General features: G+C 72.2%; 19 protein-coding genes. 16 read left to right on the forward strand and 3 right to left on the reverse strand.

Features of this window, described 5'->3' with window-relative positions; genetic code table 11:
* Positions 1 to 102 precede the first annotated feature (102 nt).
* From EV187_RS17970 to EV187_RS17990, 5 genes are all read left to right on the forward strand, one after another.
* Positions 103 to 1,479, forward strand: coding sequence for a TrkH family potassium uptake protein (locus tag EV187_RS17970; RefSeq protein WP_242609696.1), 1,377 nt, complete (start codon positions 103 to 105; stop codon positions 1,477 to 1,479).
* On the forward strand, positions 1,472 to 2,173 hold the full coding sequence (locus EV187_RS17975; protein WP_130354428.1) for a potassium channel family protein: 702 nt from the start codon (positions 1,472 to 1,474) through the stop codon (positions 2,171 to 2,173). The genes EV187_RS17970 and EV187_RS17975 overlap by 8 nt, the downstream gene beginning before the upstream one ends.
* Positions 2,174 to 2,262: 89 nt before the next feature.
* Positions 2,263 to 4,224 carry a M13 family metallopeptidase gene (locus EV187_RS17980; RefSeq protein WP_130354429.1) on the forward strand — a complete coding sequence of 654 codons (1,962 nt, stop codon included), beginning with the start codon at positions 2,263 to 2,265 and terminating at the stop codon, positions 4,222 to 4,224.
* Between the two features lie 143 nt (positions 4,225 to 4,367).
* Complete coding sequence (locus EV187_RS17985) at positions 4,368 to 5,228, forward strand: serine hydrolase (protein ID WP_165391271.1); 861 nt, start codon at positions 4,368 to 4,370, stop codon at positions 5,226 to 5,228.
* A gap of 167 nt (positions 5,229 to 5,395) precedes the next feature.
* Positions 5,396 to 7,504, forward strand: coding sequence for a multicopper oxidase family protein (locus EV187_RS17990; protein WP_130354431.1), 2,109 nt, complete (start codon positions 5,396 to 5,398; stop codon positions 7,502 to 7,504).
* A gap of 47 nt (positions 7,505 to 7,551) precedes the next feature.
* Here EV187_RS17990 and EV187_RS18840 read toward each other — a convergent pair whose 3' ends face one another.
* Both EV187_RS18840 and EV187_RS18000 read right to left on the reverse strand, forming a co-directional pair.
* Positions 7,552 to 9,198: an alpha/beta hydrolase gene (locus EV187_RS18840; RefSeq protein ID WP_130354432.1), complete on the reverse strand. Its 1,647-nt coding sequence runs from the start codon at positions 9,196 to 9,198 to the stop codon at positions 7,552 to 7,554.
* A 58-nt stretch (positions 9,199 to 9,256) separates the two neighbouring features.
* On the reverse strand, positions 9,257 to 9,664 hold the full coding sequence (locus EV187_RS18000) for an NUDIX domain-containing protein (protein WP_130354433.1): 408 nt from the start codon (positions 9,662 to 9,664) through the stop codon (positions 9,257 to 9,259).
* Positions 9,665 to 9,782: 118 nt separating this feature from the next.
* Between EV187_RS18000 and EV187_RS18005 the strand changes: the two genes are divergently transcribed.
* The 11 genes from EV187_RS18005 (at position 9,783) to EV187_RS18050 (ending at position 21,503) form a co-directional block, all read left to right on the forward strand.
* A complete protein-coding gene (locus EV187_RS18005) occupies positions 9,783 to 11,084 on the forward strand; it encodes an alpha-hydroxy-acid oxidizing protein (RefSeq protein ID WP_130354434.1) in 1,302 nt (433 codons plus the stop codon).
* 273 nt (positions 11,085 to 11,357) lie between these two features.
* The gene (locus EV187_RS18010) at positions 11,358 to 12,509 is read left to right on the forward strand and encodes a polyprenyl synthetase family protein (protein ID WP_130354435.1); all 1,152 of its coding nucleotides are present in this window, start codon (positions 11,358 to 11,360) and stop codon (positions 12,507 to 12,509) included.
* 23 nt (positions 12,510 to 12,532) lie between these two features.
* Entirely contained in the window at positions 12,533 to 13,780 is a 1,248-nt protein-coding gene (locus tag EV187_RS18015; RefSeq protein ID WP_242609697.1) for an inositol-3-phosphate synthase, read from the forward strand.
* On the forward strand, positions 13,777 to 14,643 hold the full coding sequence (locus EV187_RS18020) for an SCO3242 family prenyltransferase (protein ID WP_130354437.1): 867 nt from the start codon (positions 13,777 to 13,779) through the stop codon (positions 14,641 to 14,643). The genes EV187_RS18015 and EV187_RS18020 overlap by 4 nt, the downstream gene beginning before the upstream one ends.
* Positions 14,640 to 15,530, forward strand: a complete 891-nt coding sequence (locus tag EV187_RS18630) for a sugar phosphate isomerase/epimerase family protein (RefSeq protein ID WP_207221889.1) — start codon at positions 14,640 to 14,642, stop codon at positions 15,528 to 15,530. Before EV187_RS18020 ends, EV187_RS18630 begins: the two co-directional genes overlap by 4 nt.
* Positions 15,527 to 16,138 (forward strand): EboA domain-containing protein, encoded by a 612-nt coding sequence (locus EV187_RS18635; protein WP_207221890.1) that lies wholly within the window; start codon positions 15,527 to 15,529, stop codon positions 16,136 to 16,138. Before EV187_RS18630 ends, EV187_RS18635 begins: the two co-directional genes overlap by 4 nt.
* Before the next feature lie 2 nt (positions 16,139 to 16,140).
* Positions 16,141 to 17,016, forward strand: a complete 876-nt coding sequence (locus EV187_RS18030; protein ID WP_130354438.1) for a TatD family hydrolase — start codon at positions 16,141 to 16,143, stop codon at positions 17,014 to 17,016.
* Positions 17,016 to 18,233 carry a metabolite traffic protein EboE gene (gene eboE / locus EV187_RS18035; protein WP_130354439.1) on the forward strand — a complete coding sequence of 406 codons (1,218 nt, stop codon included), beginning with the start codon at positions 17,016 to 17,018 and terminating at the stop codon, positions 18,231 to 18,233. Before EV187_RS18030 ends, eboE begins: the two co-directional genes overlap by 1 nt.
* The gene (locus EV187_RS18040; protein ID WP_130354440.1) at positions 18,230 to 19,645 is read left to right on the forward strand and encodes an alkaline phosphatase family protein; all 1,416 of its coding nucleotides are present in this window, start codon (positions 18,230 to 18,232) and stop codon (positions 19,643 to 19,645) included. Before eboE ends, EV187_RS18040 begins: the two co-directional genes overlap by 4 nt.
* Positions 19,642 to 20,205, forward strand: a complete 564-nt coding sequence (idi, locus tag EV187_RS18045; protein ID WP_130354441.1) for an isopentenyl-diphosphate Delta-isomerase — start codon at positions 19,642 to 19,644, stop codon at positions 20,203 to 20,205. Before EV187_RS18040 ends, idi begins: the two co-directional genes overlap by 4 nt.
* A 71-nt stretch (positions 20,206 to 20,276) precedes the next feature.
* Positions 20,277 to 21,503 (forward strand): ROK family transcriptional regulator, encoded by a 1,227-nt coding sequence (locus tag EV187_RS18050; protein ID WP_130354442.1) that lies wholly within the window; start codon positions 20,277 to 20,279, stop codon positions 21,501 to 21,503.
* A gap of 90 nt (positions 21,504 to 21,593) precedes the next feature.
* On the opposite strand, the gene EV187_RS18055 is transcribed toward EV187_RS18050, so the two are convergent.
* On the reverse strand, positions 21,594 to 22,601 hold the full coding sequence (locus EV187_RS18055) for a sugar phosphate isomerase/epimerase family protein (RefSeq protein WP_130354443.1): 1,008 nt from the start codon (positions 22,599 to 22,601) through the stop codon (positions 21,594 to 21,596).
* Positions 22,602 to 22,621 lie beyond the last annotated feature (20 nt).

A 22,621-nucleotide genomic window follows, 5' to 3' on the forward strand; every position in this document is an offset into this window, starting at 1 on the left:
ATCGGCCGGTCCGAGCGGCGTGCGCACGGGATCTCCGCCCGCCGGCATGCTCGGGGCGCGGGCATGCTGCCGAACGGCCTCCCACGGGCGTATGGTGTGCCCGTGGCCACGCGCAAGCCCGTCAACGAGAGCCCGACGGAGGGTCTGCGTCGGCGATTCCGCCTGCACCCGGCGCAGGTGGTGGTGGTCGGCTTCTCGGTCGCGATCGCGGCGGGCACGGTGCTGCTCCTGCTGCCGGGCATGACGGCGCCCGGACGCGTCACGACGCCCGTGGACGCGCTGTTCACAGCCGCGTCCGCCGTGACCACGACGGGCCTCACCCCCGTCGACACTGCGACGCACTGGACCTTCCTCGGCCAGCTCCTGCTCATCGTGATGACCCAGCTCGGCGGGCTCGGCATCCTCGTCTCGGCCGCCCTCATCGGCGTGCTGCTCGCGCGCCGGCTCTCGTTGCGCACGCGCCTCAATGCCGCGAACGAGTTCCGCGCCGAGGGCTTCACCGACCTGCGCAAGCTCGTGCGTACCGTCATCGGCATCACGCTGCTCATCGAGGCGATCGTCGCCCTGCTCCTCTTCCTGCGGTACCTGACGCACTACGGGTGGGACGTCGGTCGCGCAGCGTGGAACGGGATCTTCGACTCGATCTCGGCGTTCACGAACCTCGGGTTCTCGCTCCAGTCCGACAGCATGATGCGGTTCGTCGGCGACCCATTCATCTGCCTGCCGCTCTGCGCGGCGGTCATCCTCGGCGGTCTCGGGTTCCCGGTCATCGTGCAGCTCTGGAAGGAGTGGCGGCACCCGCTGCGGTGGAGCATGAACACGAACCTGGTGGTGTTCGGAACCGTCGTGCTGCTCCTGCTCGGGGCGGGCTATCTCACGATCGTCGAGTGGGACAACCCGGGCACCCTCGGTCCATTGGACCCGGCCACGCGAGTCCTCGCCGGCTTCTTCGCGTCGGTGATGACCCGGTCGGGCGGGTTCAACACCGTCGACATCGCGGCGATGAACGACGAGAGCTGGTTCGCCAGCGACGTCCTCATGTTCATCGGCACGGGACCTGCGAGCGTCGGCGGCGGTATCCGCGTGACCACCTTCTTCGTGCTCTTCTTCGTGATGCTCGCCGAGTTCCGCGGCGAGCTCCAGGTGAACATCTTCGGCAAGCGGCTCTCCCGCGCGGTGCACCGCCAGGCGATCACGGTCGTGCTCGTCAGCGTCGCCGCCGTGGTGGGACCGACGCTCCTGCTGCTGCAGCTCACCGAGCTGCCGCTCGGGCGGATCCTCTTCGAGGTGATCTCCGCGTTCAGCACCACCGGTCTCTCGACGGGGATCACCCCCGACCTGCCCGACTCGGCGAAGATCGTGCTCGCGGTGCTCATGCTCGCCGGCCGCGTCGGCCCGCTCACCCTCGGCACCGCGCTCGTCCTGCGCGACCGCCGCATCCTGTACGAATTCCCGAAGGAGAGGCCCGTCGTTGGCTAGACGTTCGCTGTTCGGCGACCAGAGCACCACTCGCCGCATCGCCGAGGCCGATTCGGTCGCGGTCATCGGGCTCGGCCGGTTCGGCCGATCGCTCGCCCTCGAGCTCATGGCCGGCGGCACCGAGGTGCTCGGCATCGACGCCGGCGACGACAATGTGCAGAGCCTCAACGGCAAGCTCACCCAGGTAGTGCGCGCCGACCCGACCAAGACCGAGGTGCTGCGCCAGCTCTCGATCGACCAGTTCGACCGCGTGGTCGTCGCGATCGGGGGCGACCTCGAGTCCTCGATCCTCACCTCGTCGGCGCTGCTGTCGATGGGCCTGCCATCGATCTGGGCGAAGGCCGACAGCGACGAGCACGCCCTGATCCTCGAGCAGCTCGGCGTGCACCACGTCGTGTCGCCCGAGAGCGACATGGGCCGCAAGGTCGCCCACCTCGTGCGTGGCGCGGCACAGGACTACATCGAGATCGAGCGCGGCTACGCCGTGGTCAAGTCGTCGCCGCCGGCGCGCCTGCACGGCATCCCGCTCGGCAAGACGGGGCTGCGCAAGGAGTTCGGCGTCACCATCGCGGCGTACAAGAAGCCCGGCGCCGAGTGGACCAACGCCGACGCCGACACCGTGCTGGAGAGTGAGGACACCATCCTGATCGTCGGTCCGACTCGCAAGGCGGAGGGGTTCGCGCAGCTGCGCTGAGGGGGCCGGATGCCGCCACGCTGCGAGTGCGCCGTGAGACGCGCCGTCGGGGCATCCGCTCGCCGGGCACCCCGGCCTAGGCTGGGGGGATGACCGACGTCACGCTTCCCTCAGGCATCGCGAAGGACGAACTCGACGCCGACGTGCGTCCGCAGGACGACCTCTTCCGGCACGTCAACGGCAGGTGGATCGAACGCACTGAGATCCCGGCCGACAAGGCCCGCTACGGCTCGTTCCTCGTGCTGCACGAGGAGGCCGAGCAGGCGGTGCGCGAGATCATCGAGGAGGCGCAGCAGGCCGAGCCGGGCACCGAGGCCCGCAAGGTCGGCGACCTGTACGCGAGCTTCATGAACGAGCAGCGAGCCGACCTGCTCGGCGCGACGCCGATCGCGGGCCAGCTCGTCGACGTGTCGCTCGTCGCCTCGGTCGAGTCGTTCCTCGAGACGCTCGGCCGCCTGGAGCGCCAGGGCGTCTCGGGCTTCCTGCAGCTGTACGTCGACAACGACCCCGGCGACCCCGAGCGCTACCTCGTCTTCGTCGAGCAGGGCGGCATCGGCCTGCCCGACGAGAGCTACTTCCGCGAGGAGCGCTTCGAGGGCGTGCGCACCGCGTACAACGCCCACCTCGAGCGCATGTTCGGGCTCGCCCAGCTCGAGGATCCCGCCGACCGGGCCGTCCGTGTCTTCGACCTCGAGACCGACCTCGCGAAGGTGCACTGGAACAACGTCGACACGCGCGACAGCGAGAAGACGTACAACCTGTTCCAGTGGGCGGATGCCGCGGCCGCGGCATCCGTCGACCTGCAGGTGTGGCGCGACGCCATGGGCGTGCCCGAGGGCGCGTTCGACGAGCTCGTGCTGCGCGAGCCGTCCTTCGTCGAGGGACTCGGCGCGCTGCTCACGGAGGAGCGGCTCCCGGCGTGGAAGGACTGGCTCGCGTGGCAGGTGATCCGCTCGAACGCGGCCTACCTGTCGAACGACTTCGTCGAGGCGAACTTCGACTTCTACGGCCGCACGCTGACCGGCACGCCGCAGATGCGCGAGCGCTGGAAGCGCGGCGTCTCGCTCGTGGAGGGCGCGATGGGCGAGGCCGTGGGCCGCATCTACGTGGAGCGCCACTTCCCGCCGGCCGCGAAGCAGGCCATGGACGACCTCGTCGCCAACCTCGTCGAGGCCTACCGGCAGTCGATCACGGCGCTCGACTGGATGGGCAAGAAGACCCGCACCCGCGCGCTCGAGAAGCTCGCGAAGTTCACGCCGAAGATCGGCTTCCCCGTGAAGTGGCGCGACTACTCGAAGCTCGAGATCGACGCCGACGACCTGGTGGCCAACGTGCGCGCCACGGCCGAGTTCGAGTTCAACCGCGAGCTCGGCAAGATCGGCAAGCCGATCGACCGCGACGAGTGGTTCATGACGCCGCAGACGATCAACGCGTACTACAACCCGGGGTTCAACGAGATCGTCTTCCCCGCGGCGATCCTGCAGTACCCGTTCTTCACGCCCGAGCGCGACGCCGCCGCGAACTACGGCGCGATCGGCGCGGTCATCGGCCATGAGATCGGCCACGGCTTCGACGACCAGGGCTCGAAGTACGACGGCGACGGGCGACTCACCGACTGGTGGACCGAGGCCGACCGTGACGCGTTCGAGGACCGCACGAAGGCGCTCATCGCCCAGTACGACGCGCTCGCACCCGCGCAGGTGCCCGAGCACCACGTGAACGGCGCGCTCACGATCGGCGAGAACATCGGCGACCTGGGCGGCCTCGCCATCGCCTGGAAGGCCTACGTGCTCTCGCTCGACGGCGCCGAACCGCCGGTCGTCGACGGCCTCACGGGCGCCGAGCGCTTCTTCCTCTCGTGGGCACAGGCCTGGCAGATGAAGGGGCGCGACGAGGAGGTCATCCGCCTGCTGGCGATCGATCCGCACTCCCCGAACGAGTTCCGCTGCAACCAGATCGTGCGGAACATCGACGAGTTCTACACTGGCTTCGGTGTGACTTCCGAAGACGCCCTCTGGCTCGAGCCGGCCGAGCGGGTGACCATCTGGTAGCCGACCGAACACAACCGTCCAGCCAACTGTTCTCGAGCGCGCCGCAGACCGCGGTGGGGGAGCGCCGACCGTCCGAGGAAGATCGTGCAATCACCGTGGTGACGTCGTCGCAGGGTTCCGAGCGGCGCGCACGGCATGCGAGCATGCGACGTGGACGGCACCGCACCGAGGAGCCCAACGAGAACTTCGCGCGCGGCTTCAACGCCCTCGGCGAGCTCGCCCTCGACGGCGTGCAGGTGTCGGCCAGGGCCACCGACCTCGCGACGGGCAAGGTGCTGTTCTCGGTCGACGACCACGTCGTGATGCCCACCGCCTCCATCGGCAAGGTGCTGCTGCTCGTCGAGGTCGCCTCGCGTCTCACCGGCGCGAGCTCCGACGCGTTCACGGTGCTCGACCGCGCGCCGCGCGACTCGGTCGGCGACTCCGGCATCTGGCAGCACATGCAGTCGCCGTCGCTGCCGCTCGCCGACCTCGCCGGCCTGATCGGCGCGACGAGCGACAACCTCGCCACCAACGTGCTGATCCGCTACATCGGCCTCGAGGCGGTGCGCGCCCGCACCGAGGCGCTCGGGCTCACCCGCACGGCGCTGCTCGACCTGGTGCGCGACCATCGCGGCCCCGACGACGCGCCCCAGCTCTCAATCGGCTCCGCCAAGGAGCTGACGTGGCTCTTCGCGTCGCTCGCCCGCGGCGAGATCGTGAGCCCCGAGGTGTCGCAGCGCGTGGTCGGCTGGCTGTCGCTCAACTCCGACCTCTCGATGGTCGCCTCGGCGTTCGGGCTCGATCCGCTCGCGCACCGCATGCCCGACCACGGCGTGCTGCTGATGAACAAGACCGGCACCGACGGCGGCGTCCGCAGCGAGGTGGGCGTACTCCGCGGCCCGCGGGCGAGCGTCGCCTACGCGGTGTCGATGTACTTCGCCGACACGATGCTCACCTCGCGCCTGGCGGTGCTCGACGGCATGCGCCAGGTCGGGCTCGATCTGCTGGAGTACGTGCACTGAGCGGATGCCGCGACCGCGCGGCATCCGTCATCGCTCCGGTCGCGGGGGCCGAAGGTCCCGACCGAGGACACGCCTCGCGCGTAGGTTCGTGGAATCAGCCGGGGGGCGACCGATTACGAGGAGCGCTGGCGCAACGTCGCGTCGGTTGCCACAAGGAGGTGTCCCTCATGGATGCGGAGCGCCGATCAGAGCGGTCCATCAGTCGGCGCACGTTCATCGCAGCTGCGGGTGCCGCGGGGGTCGGCTTCGTCCTCTACGCGACCGGCCCTGACGGAGCGGCGATTGCACTCGCCCAGGTTCCCGGCGGCACGCTGTCGCCCCTGGACGTGCCGAAGTTCCGGACGCCGCTGCTCATTCCGCCGGTCATGCCGCGGGCCGGCACCATCACCGTGCAGGGCGGCAAGAACGTGGACTCCTATGAGATCTCGATGCGGCAGTTCGCGCAGCAGGTCCTGCCCGCCGGTCTCCCGCCGACGCTCGTCTGGGGCTACGGAGCCGTGGCCTCCGCGAGGAAGGACGGGCTCCTGGTCCACAACGCGCCCTCGCTCACGATCGAGGCGCGGTGGAATCGGCCGGTCCGGGTCAAGTGGATCAACGAGCTCGTCGACGTGGACGGGAACCACCTGCCGCACCTGCTGCCGGTCGACCCGACGCTGCACTGGGCGAACCCGCCCGGCGGCGAGGACGGGCGCGACTCGCGGCCGATGTTCGAGGCGACCCCTGGCGCGTACGGGGGGCCAGTGCCGATCGTCACGCACGTGCACGGCTCGGTCGGCGTCGGCGACGAGAGCGACGGCTACGCCGAGGCGTGGTACCTGCCGGCCGCCGCCGACATCCCCGCCGGCTACGCGACGGAGGGCACCTGGTACGAGTTCTTCGCCGACAAGGCCGCGACCAGGTACGGGGTCGAGTGGGGGCCGGGGTTCGCCACGTTCCAGTACCCGAACACACAGCGTGCCTCGACGATCTGGTACCACGACCACACCCTCGGCATGACCCGCGTGAACGTGTACGCGGGCCCGGCAGGCTTCTTCCTCATCCGGGGCGGCCCCGACGGGGACGACTCGGTGCTCGACAGCCGTTCCGGCACCACAGCCGTGCTCCCGGGCCCCGCCCCGAAGGAGAACGACAAGTTCCCGTCGAACAAGACGTACTACGAGATCCCGATCGCCGTGCAGGACCGCTCGTTCAACGACGATGGCTCGCTCTTCTACCCCGACTCGAGGGCGTTCTTCGATAAGATCGTCGCCGACTACATCCCCGTCGGCGAGTTCTCGCCGATCTGGAACCCCGAGTTCTTCGGCAACATGCTCATCGCCAACGGCAACACGTGGCCGTTCCAGGTCGTCGAGCAGCGCCGGTATCGGTTCCGCTTCCTCAACGGCTGCCAGTCGCGGTTCCTCATCCTCGACTTCAACGGCATCCCGGGCGTGGAGGCGTGGCAGATCGGAAACGAGGGCGGGTTCCTGTCCGCGCCGGTGAACCTGACCGCCGACCACGGCGGCCGGCTGCTGATGGGCCTCGCCGAACGGGCCGACGTGATCGTGGACTTCACGAACGTGCCGGTGGGCAACCACGTGCTTCGCAACGTCGGTCCCGACGAGCCGTTCGGCGGCGGCATCCCCGGCGTCGACTTCCCGGTCGCCGACCCTGAGTCCACGGGTCAGGTGCTCGAGTTCCGCGTCGTTCCCGCCACGGCGCCGGATCCGACGACGCCGGGGGAGTTCCTCGTGCTTCCGGCGGTCGCGCCGCTGCCGCCGGAGTCCGTGATCCGCTCGCTGGTGCTCGTCGAGAAGTCGGGCATCGGGTTCGACGCGAACGGGGATGCCGTCGACGGGCCGGTCGCGGCGCTGCTCGGAACGGCCGATGGCGGGGTGCCCGTCGAGTACGAGTGGGAGGACCCGGTGAGCGACAACCCGGCGGTCGGGTCGACCGAGGTCTGGGAGTTCGTCAACACGACGGCCGACGCGCACCCGATGCACGTGCACGAGGTCGCGTTCGAGGTGGTCGACCGGGAGGGACTCGTGCGCGACGTCGACGACCCCGACGACATCGTCGTGCCGTTCCAGCCTGACGGCGACGTCTCGGGCCCGGAGGGGTGGGAGACCGGCCGCAAGGACACGGTGATCGCGTATCCCGGCCAGATCACCCGCGTGCGGGCGACCTTCGACACCGCGGGCCAGTACGTCTGGCACTGCCACATCGTCGAGCACGAGGACAACGAGATGATGCGGCCATACCGCATCGGGCCGGAACAGCCCGGCCAGCCCCGCTGACCTCCCTCGGGCGGATGCCGCGTCCGCGCGGCATCCGCAGCCGCCGGTCAGCGCGCCGACAGCAGCTGCACGGCGTCGAGCACCGCGCGGTGGGTTGCGGGCGCCCCGAGCACGCGGAAGTGGCCGGCCGCCGGGACCCGCACGTTGGTGGCGCCCTCGAGCATGCTGCCGTCGGGGATGTGCGGGTCGAACGGACCGAAGATCGAGACGATGCGTCCGTTGACCGAGGTCTCGCGACCGAGCAGCACGATCGTCTCGTCGCTCGGCAGCAGGGCGCGCACGCTCGGATCCAGCAGGAGCACCGCGAGCCGCGAGCCCCGGAACGGCGTGCAGATGGCGACGACGCCGAGCAGGCCGAGCGGTGCGACCTGCGTGGTCGTCGTGGCGGCGCTCGCGGTCGTCTCAGCCGAGCCCGCCGAGCCCTCCGAACGCTCACCGGTCGGTGCGACGCCCGCGTTGGCCGCCGCCGCGGCCGGGTCGCCGCCTGCCGCACCCTCGACCGCCGCCGCGACGGCGGCTCCGGACGCGACGAGCAGGTGCTTGGCGATGAGCCCGCCCTTGCTGTGGGCCACGATGACGCGGCCGGCGGCGGGTGGGCGGGTGCGCGCGAGTGCGCGACCGAGCCGCTCCGACGTCTCGGCGATGCCTCGGCGGTTCGTGCCGAGCCCGTGCACCGCCCGCACCCGGTAGCCCGCCCGGCTCAGCGCGTCGCCGAGCGGGCGCAGGAACGTCCAGTGCTCGTACACGCCCGGCAGCAGCACGATCTCGGGCAGCTCCGGCGACCCCGACCTCCAGCCGGCCGGCGAGGGCCGGCGGCGTCCGATGGCCCACGGCGGCGCGAACAGCGCCAGCTGCCGCACACCGGCGTACGCGTAGTCGGCGGCCCACCACGCGAGCCGTGCGACGAGCGAGAGGGGCTCCGGCTCGGCGGGCACGCGCACGTCGATGCCCACGGCCTCGCCGCGGGCGTGCGCATCGACGAGCGCGGCCACGTACTCGCCGGCCGTGACCATGGTCTCGTGCCCGCGATGCGGCACCTCGACGTAGCGGCCGCGGGGCAGGAGCTGCGCGACCTCCTGGGCCCAGCCGCGCGGCGAGATGTGGTCGTCCGCTCCCCGGATCACCAGGGCCGGCGCGGAGACGTGCGGCAGTGCGTCCTCCACGCGATGGTCGACCATCAGGCGGAGCTTCGCGAAGTACCACCGCGGCCCGGCCTGCACGTACGAGAGCAGGGCGAGCCCGAGCACCTTCGGCTTCGAGATCGATTCGTCCTGCAGCAGGCGCAGGGCCTGCATCGTCGCGCTGCGCTCCCGAGGGTTCACGGTGGGGGCGATGAGCACCACCCGGCCCACGCGCTGCGGACGCCGCGCCGCGGTCTCCGCGACGATCTGCGCGCCCATCGAGTGGCCGACGAGCACGACGTCGCGCAGGTCCTCGGCGTCGAGGAGCGCCGCGAGGTAGTCGCCCGACTCCGGCATCGAGAGCGGATGCTCCGGCTCCGGCGCGTCGCCGAATCCGGGCAGGTCGAGTGCGAGCACACGGCCGGTGCGGGCGAGCGCGTCGGCGAGATCCGACCAGTAGCGGTGGCCCATGCCAATGCCGTGCACCAGCACGAAGCACGGGCCGCCGGCGACCCCGGACTCGGTGATCACCGTCACACCGTCGTCGCGGCGGAACTCGCGTGTCACCGACATGACCGCAGTCTACGAGGCGTACCGGGCGCCCTGCCGTGCCGGCGGGATCCGCGTCGCGTCAGTCGATGACGCCGGATGCCGCGAGCCGCCGGAGCACCTCCGCGCCCGCGGGCGGGCACCGGCCCGCGTCGGCCGTCGTCACCCAGTGCAGCGCGCCGACCTCCGCCGAGGCGGCGGGCGCGGCATCCGTCTCGGCTCGGAACACCCGCATGCGCACCAGTCGACCGTCGGGCTCGCCGTGCGCCTGCACGACCACCTCGAAGAGCTCCTCGAGGGCGTCGGGGTCGAGCTCGAGCGCGACCTCCTCGCGCGCCTCGCGCGCAGCGGCCTGCGCGGCGGTCTCGCCGGGGTCGATCTTGCCGCCGGGCATGTAGTGCACGTCGCGGTCGCGCGCGGTGACCATGAGCACGCGCCGTTCGCGCACGAGCGCGATGGCGGCGACGAGCAGGTCGGGCAGCTGGGACATCCACTCCACCATAGGGCGGGCGCGGGCGGCATCCGTCGAGCCGATGCGGCGACGCCGTGGTGAGCGCGCACGAGCATGGCTACGCTGGCTCGCAGTCCGATCGCGAAGGAGCGGCCCGATGACCGATGCGCACCGCGGCTACGCGCGAGCCGTGCAGTCCGAGGTGTACCGGGCGGGCGTGAGCGGCACGAAGCCCGCCGTCCCGGTCGACGGCGGCGCCCTGGAGCGCGCGGCGCGCAGGGCGACCTCGGCCGAGGCGTTCGCCTACCTCGCCGGCGGTGCGGGCGCGGAGGCGACCATGGCCGCGAACCGCGCCGCGTTCGCGCGCTGGCAGGTGTGGCCGCGCGTGCTGCGCGACGTCGCCGAGCGCGATCTGTCGATCGAGCTGCTCGGACGACGGCGCGCCACGCCGTTCCTGCTCTCGCCGATCGGCGTCGCCGAGCTCGCGCACGCCGACGCCGACGTGGCGGTGGGCCGAGCGGCGTCCGCCCTCGACGTGCCCTACGTGCTGTCGAACCAGGCGTCCCGCCCGATGGAGGAGGTCGCCGCGGCGATGGGCGCCGGGTCGCGGTGGTTCCAGCTCTACTGGAGCGCATCGGACGAACTCAACGCGTCGCTGCTGCGGCGGGCCGAGGCGTCCGGCTGCGAGGCCGTGGTCGTCACCCTCGACACGCACGTGCTCGGATGGCGCACCCGCGACCTCGACCTGGCGTTCCTCCCGTTCACCCGCGGCCAGGGCATCGCCCAGTACACGAGCGACCCGGTGTTCGCCGACCTCGTGCGCCGACGCGTCGCTCGCGACGGCGGCGGAGGGGCGCGCCCGAAGGTCACGCCCACGCTGCTGGCGTCGGCACTCTCGATCGCCCGCGCCGGCGCGGGCACCCGCCTCGTCGAGGGCGGCGTGCGGGAGGCCCTCCGGTCGCCGCTGCCGCGGGCGGCCGTCGAGACGTTCCTCGACGTGTTCTCCGACCCGAGCCTCACGTGGGACCGGCTCGCACGCCTGCGGGAATGGACGTCGCTGCCCGTGCTGCTCAAGGGCATCGTGCATCCGGATGACGCGAGCCGCGCCCTCGACGTCGGTGCCGACGGCATCGTGGTCTCCAACCACGGCGGCCGCCAGGTCGATCGCTCGGTCGCGACGCTCGACGCCCTGCCGGCGATCGTGGAGCGCGTCGCGGGACGCGTGCCGATCGTCCTCGACAGCGGCGTGCGCGGCGGGGCGGACGCGTTCATCGCGCTCGCGCTCGGCGCCACCGCGGTGGGCATCGGCCGGCCGTACGCGTACGGCCTCGCGGTCGCCGGCGAGACCGGCGTGCGCGAGGTCGTGCGCAACCACATCGCGGAGCTCGACCTCACGATGGCGCTCGCCGGGCACCGCTCGATCGACGAGATCGGCCGCGACTCCCTCCGGGCGGTGTGATCCCGGTCACGACCGGTGTCGACTGACGCGGCGGAGCCGCGGCGCCGCCCGCGATGCCGCGGCGACGCCCGCGATCTGCGATGGCGCCGAGAATCGAAAGTTGTACCACACAACTCGCCGTAATGACCCGTTGCGCTCGACTTACGTCGTCGCTAGGTTGGCTTTTGTCGCACGGATCGGCAGAAGCCTCCAGAGAGGTTCTCACCCGTTCGTGCACGCGACCCGGGCGCCGCCCGCGTCGGGCGGGCCTGTCATCGTCGACGGAGGAGCTGCATGAAGCCATCACCGGCGATGACCGTGCCGTCGGCGCCCGCGCACCAGGTTCCGTCGGCCGTCGACGCGCTTCCGGCACCCGACGTCGCCATCGGGTGGCTCGCCGCCGAGGTCGAGGCCTACGCCGCCGCGTCGCCGGCGACGACAGCGGCGCAGTGGCATCGGGTCCGCGCACGGTGCGCCGACGCCGGGCCCGAGCTCGCCGGCCTCCTCGACGAGGCCGAGGCATCCGACGGCGGCAAGCACCTGCGTCCCCGACTGGTCGCCGCGGCGTACCTCGGCTTCGGCGGCGACGACCGCGCCCTGCTCGAGGACGTCGCCGGGGCGCAGCAGCTGTTGCACCTCGGCCTCTGCATGCACGACGACCTCATCGACGGCGACCGGATGCGGCACGGGCGGGCGAACCTCATCGCCCGGTACCATGCCGGCGACCGCGCGGCGGGCGTCGCCGAGGAGGCGGCGGAACGCCAGGCGATCGCCGCCGGCCTGCTCGCCGGAGATCTCGCGTTGAACGCCGCCCTCCTGGCGTTGCTCCTCGTGCCGGCGGCGCTGCCCGTGCGGCACCGGCTGGCGGTCGAGGCGACCACCGCGGTCGAGCGCACGATCGCGGGCGAGCTGCTCGACGTGCGGTCGGAGCTGCTCCGCCCCGACCTCGCGATGCCGCTGCACGTCGCCGAGCTCAAGACCGCCGTCTACAGCGTGTCGCTCCCGCTGCGCCTCGGTGCCATCGCGGCCGGGGTCACCTCGGTCGACGTGATCCGATGCCTCGACCGGGTAGGCATCGCCTTCGGCGTGGCCTACCAGCTCGCGGACGACGACCTCGGCCTGTTCGGCTCGGCGGCGGCGACCGGCAAGTCGGTCCTGTCCGACGTGCGGCAGGGCAAGCGCACCGAGCACATCCGCCTGGCCCACCTGCGTGCCGGCAGCGCCGACCGGGCGACGCTCGACGCGGTGCTGGGCACGACGACGGCCACCGACGACGACGCCGACCTCGTCCGCGACATCGTGCTGCGCACGGGCGCGCGCGACGAGGTCGCGAAGACGATCGACGAACTCATCGCGCGCGGCATCCGCCTCGCCGACGACCTGCCGGCCCCGCTCGCCGCCTACCTGGCGACCCTCGCCGGATCGATGCGGAGCCGAACCCGATGACCGGAACACCCTGGAGGAACGACGTGACCATTCTCGACACCGCTACCTCGGCGAACGCGACCGCGACCGGCTGGCCCCACGGCCGAGTCGGCGTGTGGCTCGTGGGCGCACGCGGATCCGTCGCCACCGCCGTCGCCGTCGGATTGCACGCCCTCGCGACCGAGCTCGCGCCGCCGACCGGGTGCACGACGGCCGGCCTCGATTTCGACGACGTGCCGCTGCCCGCCTTCGGCGACCTCGTCCTGGGCGGGCACGACATCAGCACCACGCCGCTCGTGCACCGCGCACAGGCCCTCGCCGACTCGGGCATGATTCCCCAGCGGTACGTGACCGCGTCGCTCGCCGGCCTCGAGCAGGCCGACGCCGAGATCCGGCCGGGCTACGACCCCTCGACGCACGCGGGAACGCAGGCCGAGGCGGTGCTGCGCCTCGCCGGCGACATCGTGGCGTTCCGGGACGCGAACGGGCTCGATCGCGTCGTCGTGATCGACGTCTCCTCGACGGAGCCGATCCCCGACGATCGGCCCGAGTTCCACGACGCGACCCTGCTCACGCGGGCGCTCGCCGACTCGACGGAGGCGGTGCTGCCCTCCAGCGCCGTCGCGGCGCTCGCCGCCATCGAGTCCGGGAGCGCATACGCGTGCTTCACGCCCTCGGCCGGGCTCGCGCTCCCGGCGCTGCGAGCGCTGGCGGTCCACCGGGGCATCCCGTTCGCCGGCCAGGACGGCAAGACGGGCGAGACGCTCATCCGCACGGCACTCGCGCCCATGTTCGGTGCTCGTGGGATGCACGTGCAGTCGTGGGCCGGGGCGAACCTGCTCGGCGGCGGCGACGGCGCGACGCTCGCCGACCCCGAAGCGGTGCGGAGCAAGCTCGCCTCCAAGACGCGCGGCCTCCGCAGCCTCGTGGGGGAGCATGTCGTGGCCCCGCTGCACATCGACAACGTGCCCGACCTCGGCGACATCAAGACGGCCTGGGACCACATCCACGCCGAGGGCTTCCTCGGGTCGCGCATCACGATGCAGACGATCTGGAGCGCGTACGACTCCATGCTCGCCGCGCCCCTCGTGCTCGACATCGCGCGCCTGCTCGCACTCGCGGACGCCGCGGGCGCCCGCGGCGTCGTGCCCGAGCTCGGCTTCTTCTTCAAGGACCCGTGGGGGAGCGACGTGCACGACTTCGGACAGCAGACGACCGAGCTGCGGGAGTGGGCCCAGCAGGTCGGGGCCAGGCTGTCGTCGGAGGCGCGGTCCGCCGGGACCGCGCGGTGAGCGCCGTCACCGACGTCCTCGAACTGGTTCGAGCGCCCGCAGCGCTGACGGTGATCGGCGACACCATCGCCGGAGGGCATGCGGGGGGTCGGCGCTTCGGCCGTCGCCAGTGGCTGCTGCCGGTGGCATCCGTCTTCCTCTACAGCGGCGGCATGGCCCTCAACGACTACGCGGATCGCGCACTCGACGCCGTCGAGCGTCCCGAGCGCCCGATTCCCTCGGGCCGCGTCTCGCCTCGTCGGGCGCTCGGCATCGCCACCGCGTGCCTCGCGGCCGGGCTCGGATTGGCCGCGTCCGGCGGTGGCCGACGAGCGTTCGCGGTCGCGGTGCCGCTCGCCGGCGCCATCGTGGCGTACAACACCGTGTTCAAGGACACCGCCGTCGGACCCGTCGGCATGGCGGCGTGCCGGGGCCTCGACGTCATGATGGGGGCCGGAGGTGCCCGAGTCGCGGCGCCGGCCGCTGCGACGGTCGCACTGCACACGGCGGCCGTCACGGCGCAGTCGCGTGGCGAGGTGCACGGCGGCTCGACCGGTGTCGCCCTGGCGGGCATCGCGGCCACCGGTGCGACGACGATCGCCGCCATCGCCGGAGCGGGCGACCGACCGGGCGCGGTCGCGGGAGCGATCACGGGCGCCGCGGCCTATGCAGGGTCGGCACTGCCCAGCCAGCTGGCGACCCTCGGCGACCCGTCGGCCGCGAACGCCCGCACGGCCACGCGTGCGGGGATCGGGGCGATGATCCCGCTCCAGGCGGCGCTCGTGGCTCGCACCGGCGCGCTCCTGCCCGCCGCCGCGCTCGGTGCCGTCGACCTCGTCCGCCGCCGGCTCTCGGCGCGGCGCACGGCGGGGGACGTGACATGACGGGTGCAGCGGTCCGCACCGCCATCACGGCGCCGTCGGCACTTCCCGGAGCCGGCTTCGCCATCGGCTACGGCACGAACGGCTTCACCGACCACACGCTCGACACGGCACTCCGCGTGCTGGAGTCGAACGGCTACGGCGCGCTCGCGCTCACCCTCGGGCACCCGCACCTCGATCCGTTCGCGCCCGACGCGGACGAGCGCGCCGCGCGCCTGCGCGAGCGCCTCGACGAGCTGGGCTGGCGCGTCGTCGTCGAGACCGGCACGAGGTACCTGCTCGACCCGTACGTGAAGCACCGGCCGACGCTCGTCGACGAGCATGCGGAACCGCGGATGCGCTTCCTGCGTCGCGCGATCGACCTCGCGGCGATCCTCCGTGCGGACTGCGTCTCGCTCTGGTCCGGGGTCGTCCCCGACGACTCCGCACCCGACGCGGCCCGCCGCCGCCTCGTCGGCCGGATGCGCGAGATCGTCGCGTATGCGGAGGCATCCGGTGTGGTGCTCGGCTTCGAGCCCGAGCCCGGAATGCTCGTCGAGACCGTGGCCGACGCGCTGCGCCTGCGCGAGGAGCTGGGTTCGCCCGCCGCGCTCGGCATCACGGTCGACCTCGGCCACTGCGTCGTCGTCGAACCGGAGGGCGTCGTCGGCGCGCTGCGGGCGGCCGGCGCGCTGCTCGTCAACGTGCAGGTCGACGACATGTCGCCCGAGGCGCATGAGCACCTCGAGCTCGGCCACGGTCGGCTCGACCTCGCCGCGGCACTGGCGACGCTTCACGAACTCGGCTACCGCGGCGTGGCGGCCGTCGAGCTGCCGCGGCACGCGCACGACGCCCCGGGCGTGGCGTCGCGGAGCATGCGGGCCATCCATGACGCCTGGAGGGAACCATGACGAACCAGTGGACCATCGACGCCGCACGCGAGGTCGCCGCCGAACCGCAGCGCATCGTGGTGCTGTTCCCGGCGGCCGGTCGCGCGGTGGGGCGAGCGCCGCTCGATCCGGCAGGGGATCCGCTCGGCGTGCGCCGCGGGACCGTCGACGACGGGGCGCGGGCCGAGCTCGTGGGGGCCCTGCTGCGCGCGCTGTCACCGGTGGACTCGGCCGAGCAGCTCGGCGATCTCTACCGTCACGGCGATGACGCCGAGCGCCGCGGGGTGCTGTGCGGCCTCAACGCCGCGACCGGCACGCCGCCGGAGGTGGTCGCGGCCGGCCTCGAGCTGGTGTCGGACGCGCTGCGCACGAACGACCCGCGCCTGGTCGCGGCGGCCCTCGGGTCGTTCGCCGCAGAGCACCTCGACCAGCACGCCTGGCGGCACGGCGTGCTCAAGGCCCTCTTCATGGGCATCCCGCTCGACGTCGTCGCGGGACTCGATCGCCGCGCGGACGACGAACTCGCCCGCATGGCCGTCGGCCTCGTCGAGGAGCGACGGGCCGCCGGCCGGCCGGTGACCGACGACATGCGGCGACTCGCCACCATCACCACGACGCCGGGAGGCTGAACATGCGAATCCTCGACCCCCACATCCACATGAGCGCACGCACCACCGACGACTACGTCGCGATGTACGAGGCCGGCGTGCGGGCCGTCGTCGAGCCGTCGTTCTGGCTGGGCCAGCCGCGCACGAACGTCGGCAGCTTCGTCGACTACTTCGACGCGTTGATCGGATGGGAGCGGTTCCGTGCCGCCCAGTACGGCATCCGCCACCACTGCACGATCGGCCTCAATCCCAAGGAGGCGAACGACCCGCGCTGCCGCGAGGTGCTCGACGTGCTGCCGCGCTACCTCGCCAAGGACGGCGTGGTCGCGGTGGGGGAGCTCGGGTACGACTCCATGACGCCGGAGGAGGACGAGGTCTTCGGCACGCAGCTGACGTTCGCACGGGACTTCGGGCTTCCCGCGGTGGTGCACACGCCGCACCGCGACAAGGCGTCCGGCACGTCCCGCACGCTCGACGTCGTGCGCGAGTCGGGCATCTCGCCCGGGTGGGTGGTGGTCGACCACCTCAACGAGACGACGGTCGCCGAGGTGGCGGACTCCGGGTGCTGGATGGGCTTCTCGATCTATCCCGACACCAAGATGGACGAGCGCCGGATGGTCGCCATCCTGCGCGAATACGGCACCGAGCGGATGCTGGTGAACTCCGCCGCCGACTGGGGGCAGTCCGACCCGCTGAAGACCGCGAAGACCGGTCGCGCGATGCTCGACGCGGGATTCACCGAGCACGACGTCGACGTCGTGCTCTGGCAGAACCCCGTGGCCTTCTACGGGCAGAGCGGGCGCCTGCACCTCGACCCGGTCCCGGGCTTCAGCGAGGCCGAGCCGCCCGCCCCGGCCACCTTCGAGGGCAACTCGGTGCTGCGAGGAGCGAGGGCCTGATGGAGCTGTCGTACTGCACCAACGTGCATCCCGCCGAGGACCTCGACGGGGTGCTCGAACAGCTCGACGCCTTCGCCGGCCCGGTGCGCCGGGCGGCCGGCCTCGACCGGCTCGGCGTGGGGCTGTGGCTCCCGGCCGACCTCGCCGCACGGCTCGCCTCGAGCTCCGAGGATCGGCGTCGCCTGCAGGCGCGGCTGGAGGTCAACGGGCTCGTCCTGCGGACGATCAACGCCTTCCCCTACCGCGCGTTCCACGCCGACGTCGTGAAGCTCGACGTCTACCGTCCCGACTGGACCGACGCCCGCCGGGTCGCCCACACCCTCGACTGCGCCAGGGTGCTCGCCGACCTCCTTCCCGAGGGGGCCGCCGGCAGCATCTCGACGCTCCCGCTCGCGTGGCGCGAGCCGTGGACCGAGGCGGACGATCGGGCGGCGACCGAGGCCCTGGCGCTCGTCTCGCGCGAGCTGCGCGCGCTCCGCGAGGCGACCGGCCGCACGGTGCGGCTGGCCATCGAACCCGAGCCGGGCTGCGTGCTCGACACCGTCGACGACGTGGTCGGTTGGCTCGCCCCGCGCACGCGGTCGGGCCTGATCGATCCGGAGTTCGTCGGCGTCTGCCTCGACACCTGCCACCTCGCGGTGTCGTTCGCCGATCCGGCGGTCGCGATGCGACGCATCGCCGATGCCGGACTGCGGGTCGTGAAGGTGCAGGCGTCGGCCGCGCTCCACGTGGAGCGGCCGTCCGATCCCGTCAGCCGTGCCGCGATCGCGAGCTTCGGCGAGCCGCGCTACCTCCACCAGACTCGCGAGCTCCGGGCCGACGGCGTCGTGCTCGCCGCCGACGACCTCGCGGAGGCGCTCGACGCCCTGCCCGGCGAGGGCCCGTGGCGCGTCCACTTCCACGTGCCGCTGCACCTGGCGCCAACGCCGCCACTCACGGCGACGACGGACGTGCTGGTGACCGTGCTCGACGCCATCCGCGGGATCCCGCACGGCGACGAGGCGCACGTCGACGTCGAGACGTACACCTGGACCGTGCTGCCCGGCGGCGTCGACGACCTCGTCGCCGGGATCGCCGGGGAGGTGCGCTGGGCCGCCGCGGCGCTGGACGCCGACGAAGGCGCAGCCCACGCGACCGACGCGGCCGTCGGCGCCCTCGACGCCGCCACGCGGCATCCGGCCCCCGCGGCCCCCGCACGCTCGGGGGTGCCGGCATGACCTCGGTCCTCCTCCTCGACGTGGTCGGCATGACGAGGCGAGCCCTGGCGCAGATGCCCCGCCTCAGCGGCCTCGCGGCATCCGGTGCCCAGGTCCGCCTCGGCACCGTGCTGCCCGCGGTCACGTGCAGCGTGCAGTCGACCATGCTCACCGGCCTCTCGCCGGCCCAGCACGGCATCGTCGGCAACGGCTGGTACTTCCGCGACCAGGGCGAGGTGCATCTCTGGCGACAGCACAACGCGCTCGTGCAGGGCGAGAAGGTGTGGGAGCAGGCCCGACGGCTGCGGCCCGGCTTCACCGCCGCGAACATCGGCTGGTGGTACGCGATGGGCGCGAGCACCGACATCACCGTCACGCCACGGCCGATCTACCACGCCGACGGGCGCAAGTCGCCCGACGCCTACGTGCGCCCGCCCGCCCTGCACGACGAGCTCACGGGCGCCCTCGGAGAGTTCCCGCTCTTCCAGTACTGGGGGCCCACGGCGTCGATCGCCTCGACGCGCTGGATCGTCGAAGCAACCCGGAAGGTCATGCGCGAGCACCGCTCCGACCTCGTGATGGCGTACCTGCCGCATCTCGACTACGACCTCCAGCGGTTCGGCCCCGACTCGGCCGAGGCCGACCGCGCGGCCGCCGAGCTCGATGCCGTGCTGGCCCCGCTGCTCGACGACGCGCGCGCGGCGGGCGCGACGGTCATCGCGGTGGCGGAGTACGGGATCGAGACCGCCGACCGCCCCGTCGACGTCAACCGCGCCCTCCGCACCGAGGGACTCCTCGAGGTCTACGAGCAGCAGGGTCGCGAGCAGCTCGACCCGTGGACGTCGCGGGCGTTCGCGGTGGCGGACCACCAGGTCGCGCACGTGTACGTCGCCGACCCCGCCGACCTCGAACGCGTCTGCGACCTCCTGACCGCCCTGCCCGGGGTGGACGAGGTGCTCGACCGGTCGGCGCAGGCCCGCTTCGGGCTCGACCACGAGCGCTCGGGCGAGCTCGTCGCGATCGCCGAGCCCGGGGCGTGGTTCACCTACTACTACTGGCTCGACGACGACCGGGCGCCCGAGTTCGCGCGGGGCGTGGACATCCACCGCAAGCCCGGCTACGACCCGGCGGAGCTCTTCCTCGACCCGGCCGATCGGTTCGCGAAGGCCCGCGCCGGCCTCGGCCTGCTGCGCAAGAAGGTCGGGTTGCGGTACGCGATGAACGTCATCCCGCTCGATCCGTCGTGCGTGCGCGGCACGCACGGCCGGCTGCCCTCGACCGATGCGGACAGCCCGCTCCTCCTCTGCTCCGACGCGTCGCTGCCGTTCTGGGACGGTGCGGGAGACACGGTGGCCGCCGCCCGCGTCCGCGACCTGGTGCTGCAGGCGGCCCGAGTCGGCGCGCCGGCGGGTGCGCCCGTGGGTGCGCCATGACCCCCTCGGCGACCGTCTCCGCCCCGACGGAGCAGGTCGTGCTCCTCGATCCGGCCGGCACCCCGGTCGGCACCATGGACAAGGCGCACGTGCACGGCCCCGACACGCCCCTGCACCTCGCCTTCTCCTGCTACGGCTTCGATCGTGACGGCCGGATGCTCCTCACGCGGCGTTCGCTCGCGAAGCGGGCCTGGCCCGGCGTGTGGACGAACACCTGCTGCGGTCACCCGGGGCCCGGCGAGGACGTCGAGTCGGCGATCCGCCGGCGGGTTCAGGACGAGCTGGGCGTCGAGCCGAGCTCGCTCCGACCGGTGCTCCCGGAGTTCCGGTATCGTGCCGTCGCCCCCGACGGCATCGTCGAGAACGAGGTGTGCCCCGTCTGGTTCGCGGAGCTGCCGAGCGATCCGGAGCCTGCCCCCGACGAGGTGATGGAGTGGCGCTGGGTCGACCCGGCGGACTTCCTGCGGGTCGTCGACGCGATGCCCTCGATCCTCAGTCCGTGGAGCGTGTTGCAGGCGGAGGAACTGCGCGCGGCGCGGATCCTCGAGGCGCCGTCGTGACAACCGAAAGGGGGGCGCCCTTGCGACCGAGCTCCCGATACTTTGATCGGAGATTGTGGAAGAATGGACCTATGACCGACATAAGTCGCCAAGGGCAGGACGGACATGTCACCGCCCTCGGCTCGTCCGTGGCGAGCGACCTCTTCCAGATCCTCCGTGACGGGCGCCCGCGCACCCGAACCGAGCTGTCGTCGATGACGGGCCTCGCCCGTTCGACGGTCGCGCTGCGCATCGACGCGTTGATGAACCTGGGCCTCGTGGGTCCGGTGGGCGACGCGGTCTCCACCGGCGGCCGGCCGTCCTCGCAGTTCGCGATCGCCGCGAGCGGAAGGGTGGTGCTCGGGGTCGACGTCGGCGCCTCGCACGTGCGGATCGCGGTGAGCGACCTCACCGGCCGCATCCAGGCCGAGAGCAGCGAGCGCATCCGCGTGGCGGAGGGTCCCGAGGCGGTGCTGAGCTGGGTCTCCACCGCAGCGCACGAGCTGCTCGACCAGCTCGGCCGCGCTCCCGGCGACCTGTTGGCGATCGGCATCGGGCTTCCGGGTCCCGTGCAGCACAGCTCCGGCCGCCCGATCAACCCGCCGATCATGCCCGGCTGGGATCGCTTCGACGTCCCCGGCTGGTTCCACGACAGCTTCGACGCCCCCGTGCTCGTCGACAACGACGTGAACATCATGGCGCTCGGCGAGCGGGAGCTCTCCTGGCCCGAGGTCGACCACCTCATCTTCGTCAAGGTCGCCACCGGCATCGGATCCGGGGTCATCTCGGGTGGCATCCTCCAGCGCGGCGCGCAGGGCACCGCGGGCGACATCGGCCACGTGCACGTCGCGCGCGGCGCCGACGTGCCCTGCCAGTGCGGCAATCGCGGATGCCTCGAGGCGCTCGCCTCGGGTCCCGCGCTCGCCCGCGACCTCCGCGACACCGGCATGTCGCCCGAGTCGAGCCAGGACGTCGTCGAGCTCGTCAAGGGCGGCAACATCACGGCGATCCAGGCCGTCCGACAGGCCGGCCGCGACATCGGCGAGGTCCTCACCACCTGCGTGAGCCTCATCAACCCCTCGGTGATCGTCATCGGCGGGTCGCTGGCGCAGGCGGGCGAGCACCTCATCGCCGGCGTCCGCGAGATCGTCTACACGCGGTCGATGCCGCTGGCCACCGAGCACCTCCAGATCACGCAGTCGAAGGCCGGTGCGGATGCCGCGGTGCTCGGCGCCTGCATGCTCGCGATCCACCACGCCCTCTCGCCCGCGAACATCGAGGAGATGGTCATCGGGGCGCCGACCACAGCCAAGGTCTGATCCATCGCGCTTCGCAATGCGCTCGGTAGATATGACGGATGCCCCGGGGTGACCCCGGGGCATCCGTCATATGTTCGAGCGTGCTCGGCGCTAGTCGGCCTTGGTGCTGAACGCGGCGTCGAATGCGGCCTCGGGTGCATCGAAAGCGAGTCGGCGCACGAACTCGATTGCCTCGGGAGCGCCGAGCAGGCGATCCATGCCGGCGTCCTCCCACTCGATCGAGATCGGTCCCTGGTAGCCGATCGTGTTCAGCATGCGGAAGGCGTCCTCCCAGGGCACGTCGCCGTGGCCCGTGGAGATGAAGTCCCAGCCGCGGCGCGGGTCGGCCCAGGCGAGGTGCGAGCCGAGCCGGCCGTTGCGTCCGTTGCCCATGCGCTTCTTCGTGTCCTTGCAGTCCACGTGGTAGATGCGGTCGCGGAAGTCCCAGAGGAAGCTGACCGGGTCGAGGTCCTGCCACACCATGTGGCTCGGGTCCCAGTTGAGGCCGAACGCCGGGCGGTGCCCGATGGCCTCGAGCGTGCGGACGGTGGTCCAGTAGTCGTACGCGATCTCCGACGGGTGGACCTCGTGGGCGAACCGCACACCGACCTCGTCGAAGACGTCGAGGATCGGGTTCCAGCGGTCGGCGAAGTCCTGGTAGCCCGCGTCGATGACCTCCTGCGAGACCGGCGGGAACATGGCGACGTACTTCCAGATCGCCGACCCGGTGAAGCCGACGACCGTGTCGACGCCGAGGCGGGCGGCCAGTCGAGCCGTGTTCTGCATCTCCTCCGCGGCACGCTGTCGCACGCCCTCGGGGTCGCCGTCGCCCCACACGCGTTCGCGGAGGATGCCCTGGTGCCGTGCGTCGATGGGGTCGTCGCAGACGGCCTGCCCGGTGAGGTGGTTCGAGATCGCCCAGACCTTGAGGCCGTGGCGGTCGAGCAGGGCGAGCCGGTCGGCGACGTAGTCGTCGTCGTCCCAGCGCCACGGGTCGAGATGGTCGCCCCAGCACGCCAGCTCGAGGCCGTCGTAGCCCCACGATGCGGCCAGCCGTGCGACCTCCTCGAGGGGAAGGTCGGCCCACTGGCCGGTGAACAGGGTGATGGGTCGGGTCACGGGATCCTCCTTGATGCGTT

The sequence above is a fragment of the Agromyces ramosus genome (assembly GCF_004216665.1).
GTDB classification, from domain to species: Bacteria; Actinomycetota; Actinomycetes; order Actinomycetales; family Microbacteriaceae; genus Agromyces; species Agromyces ramosus.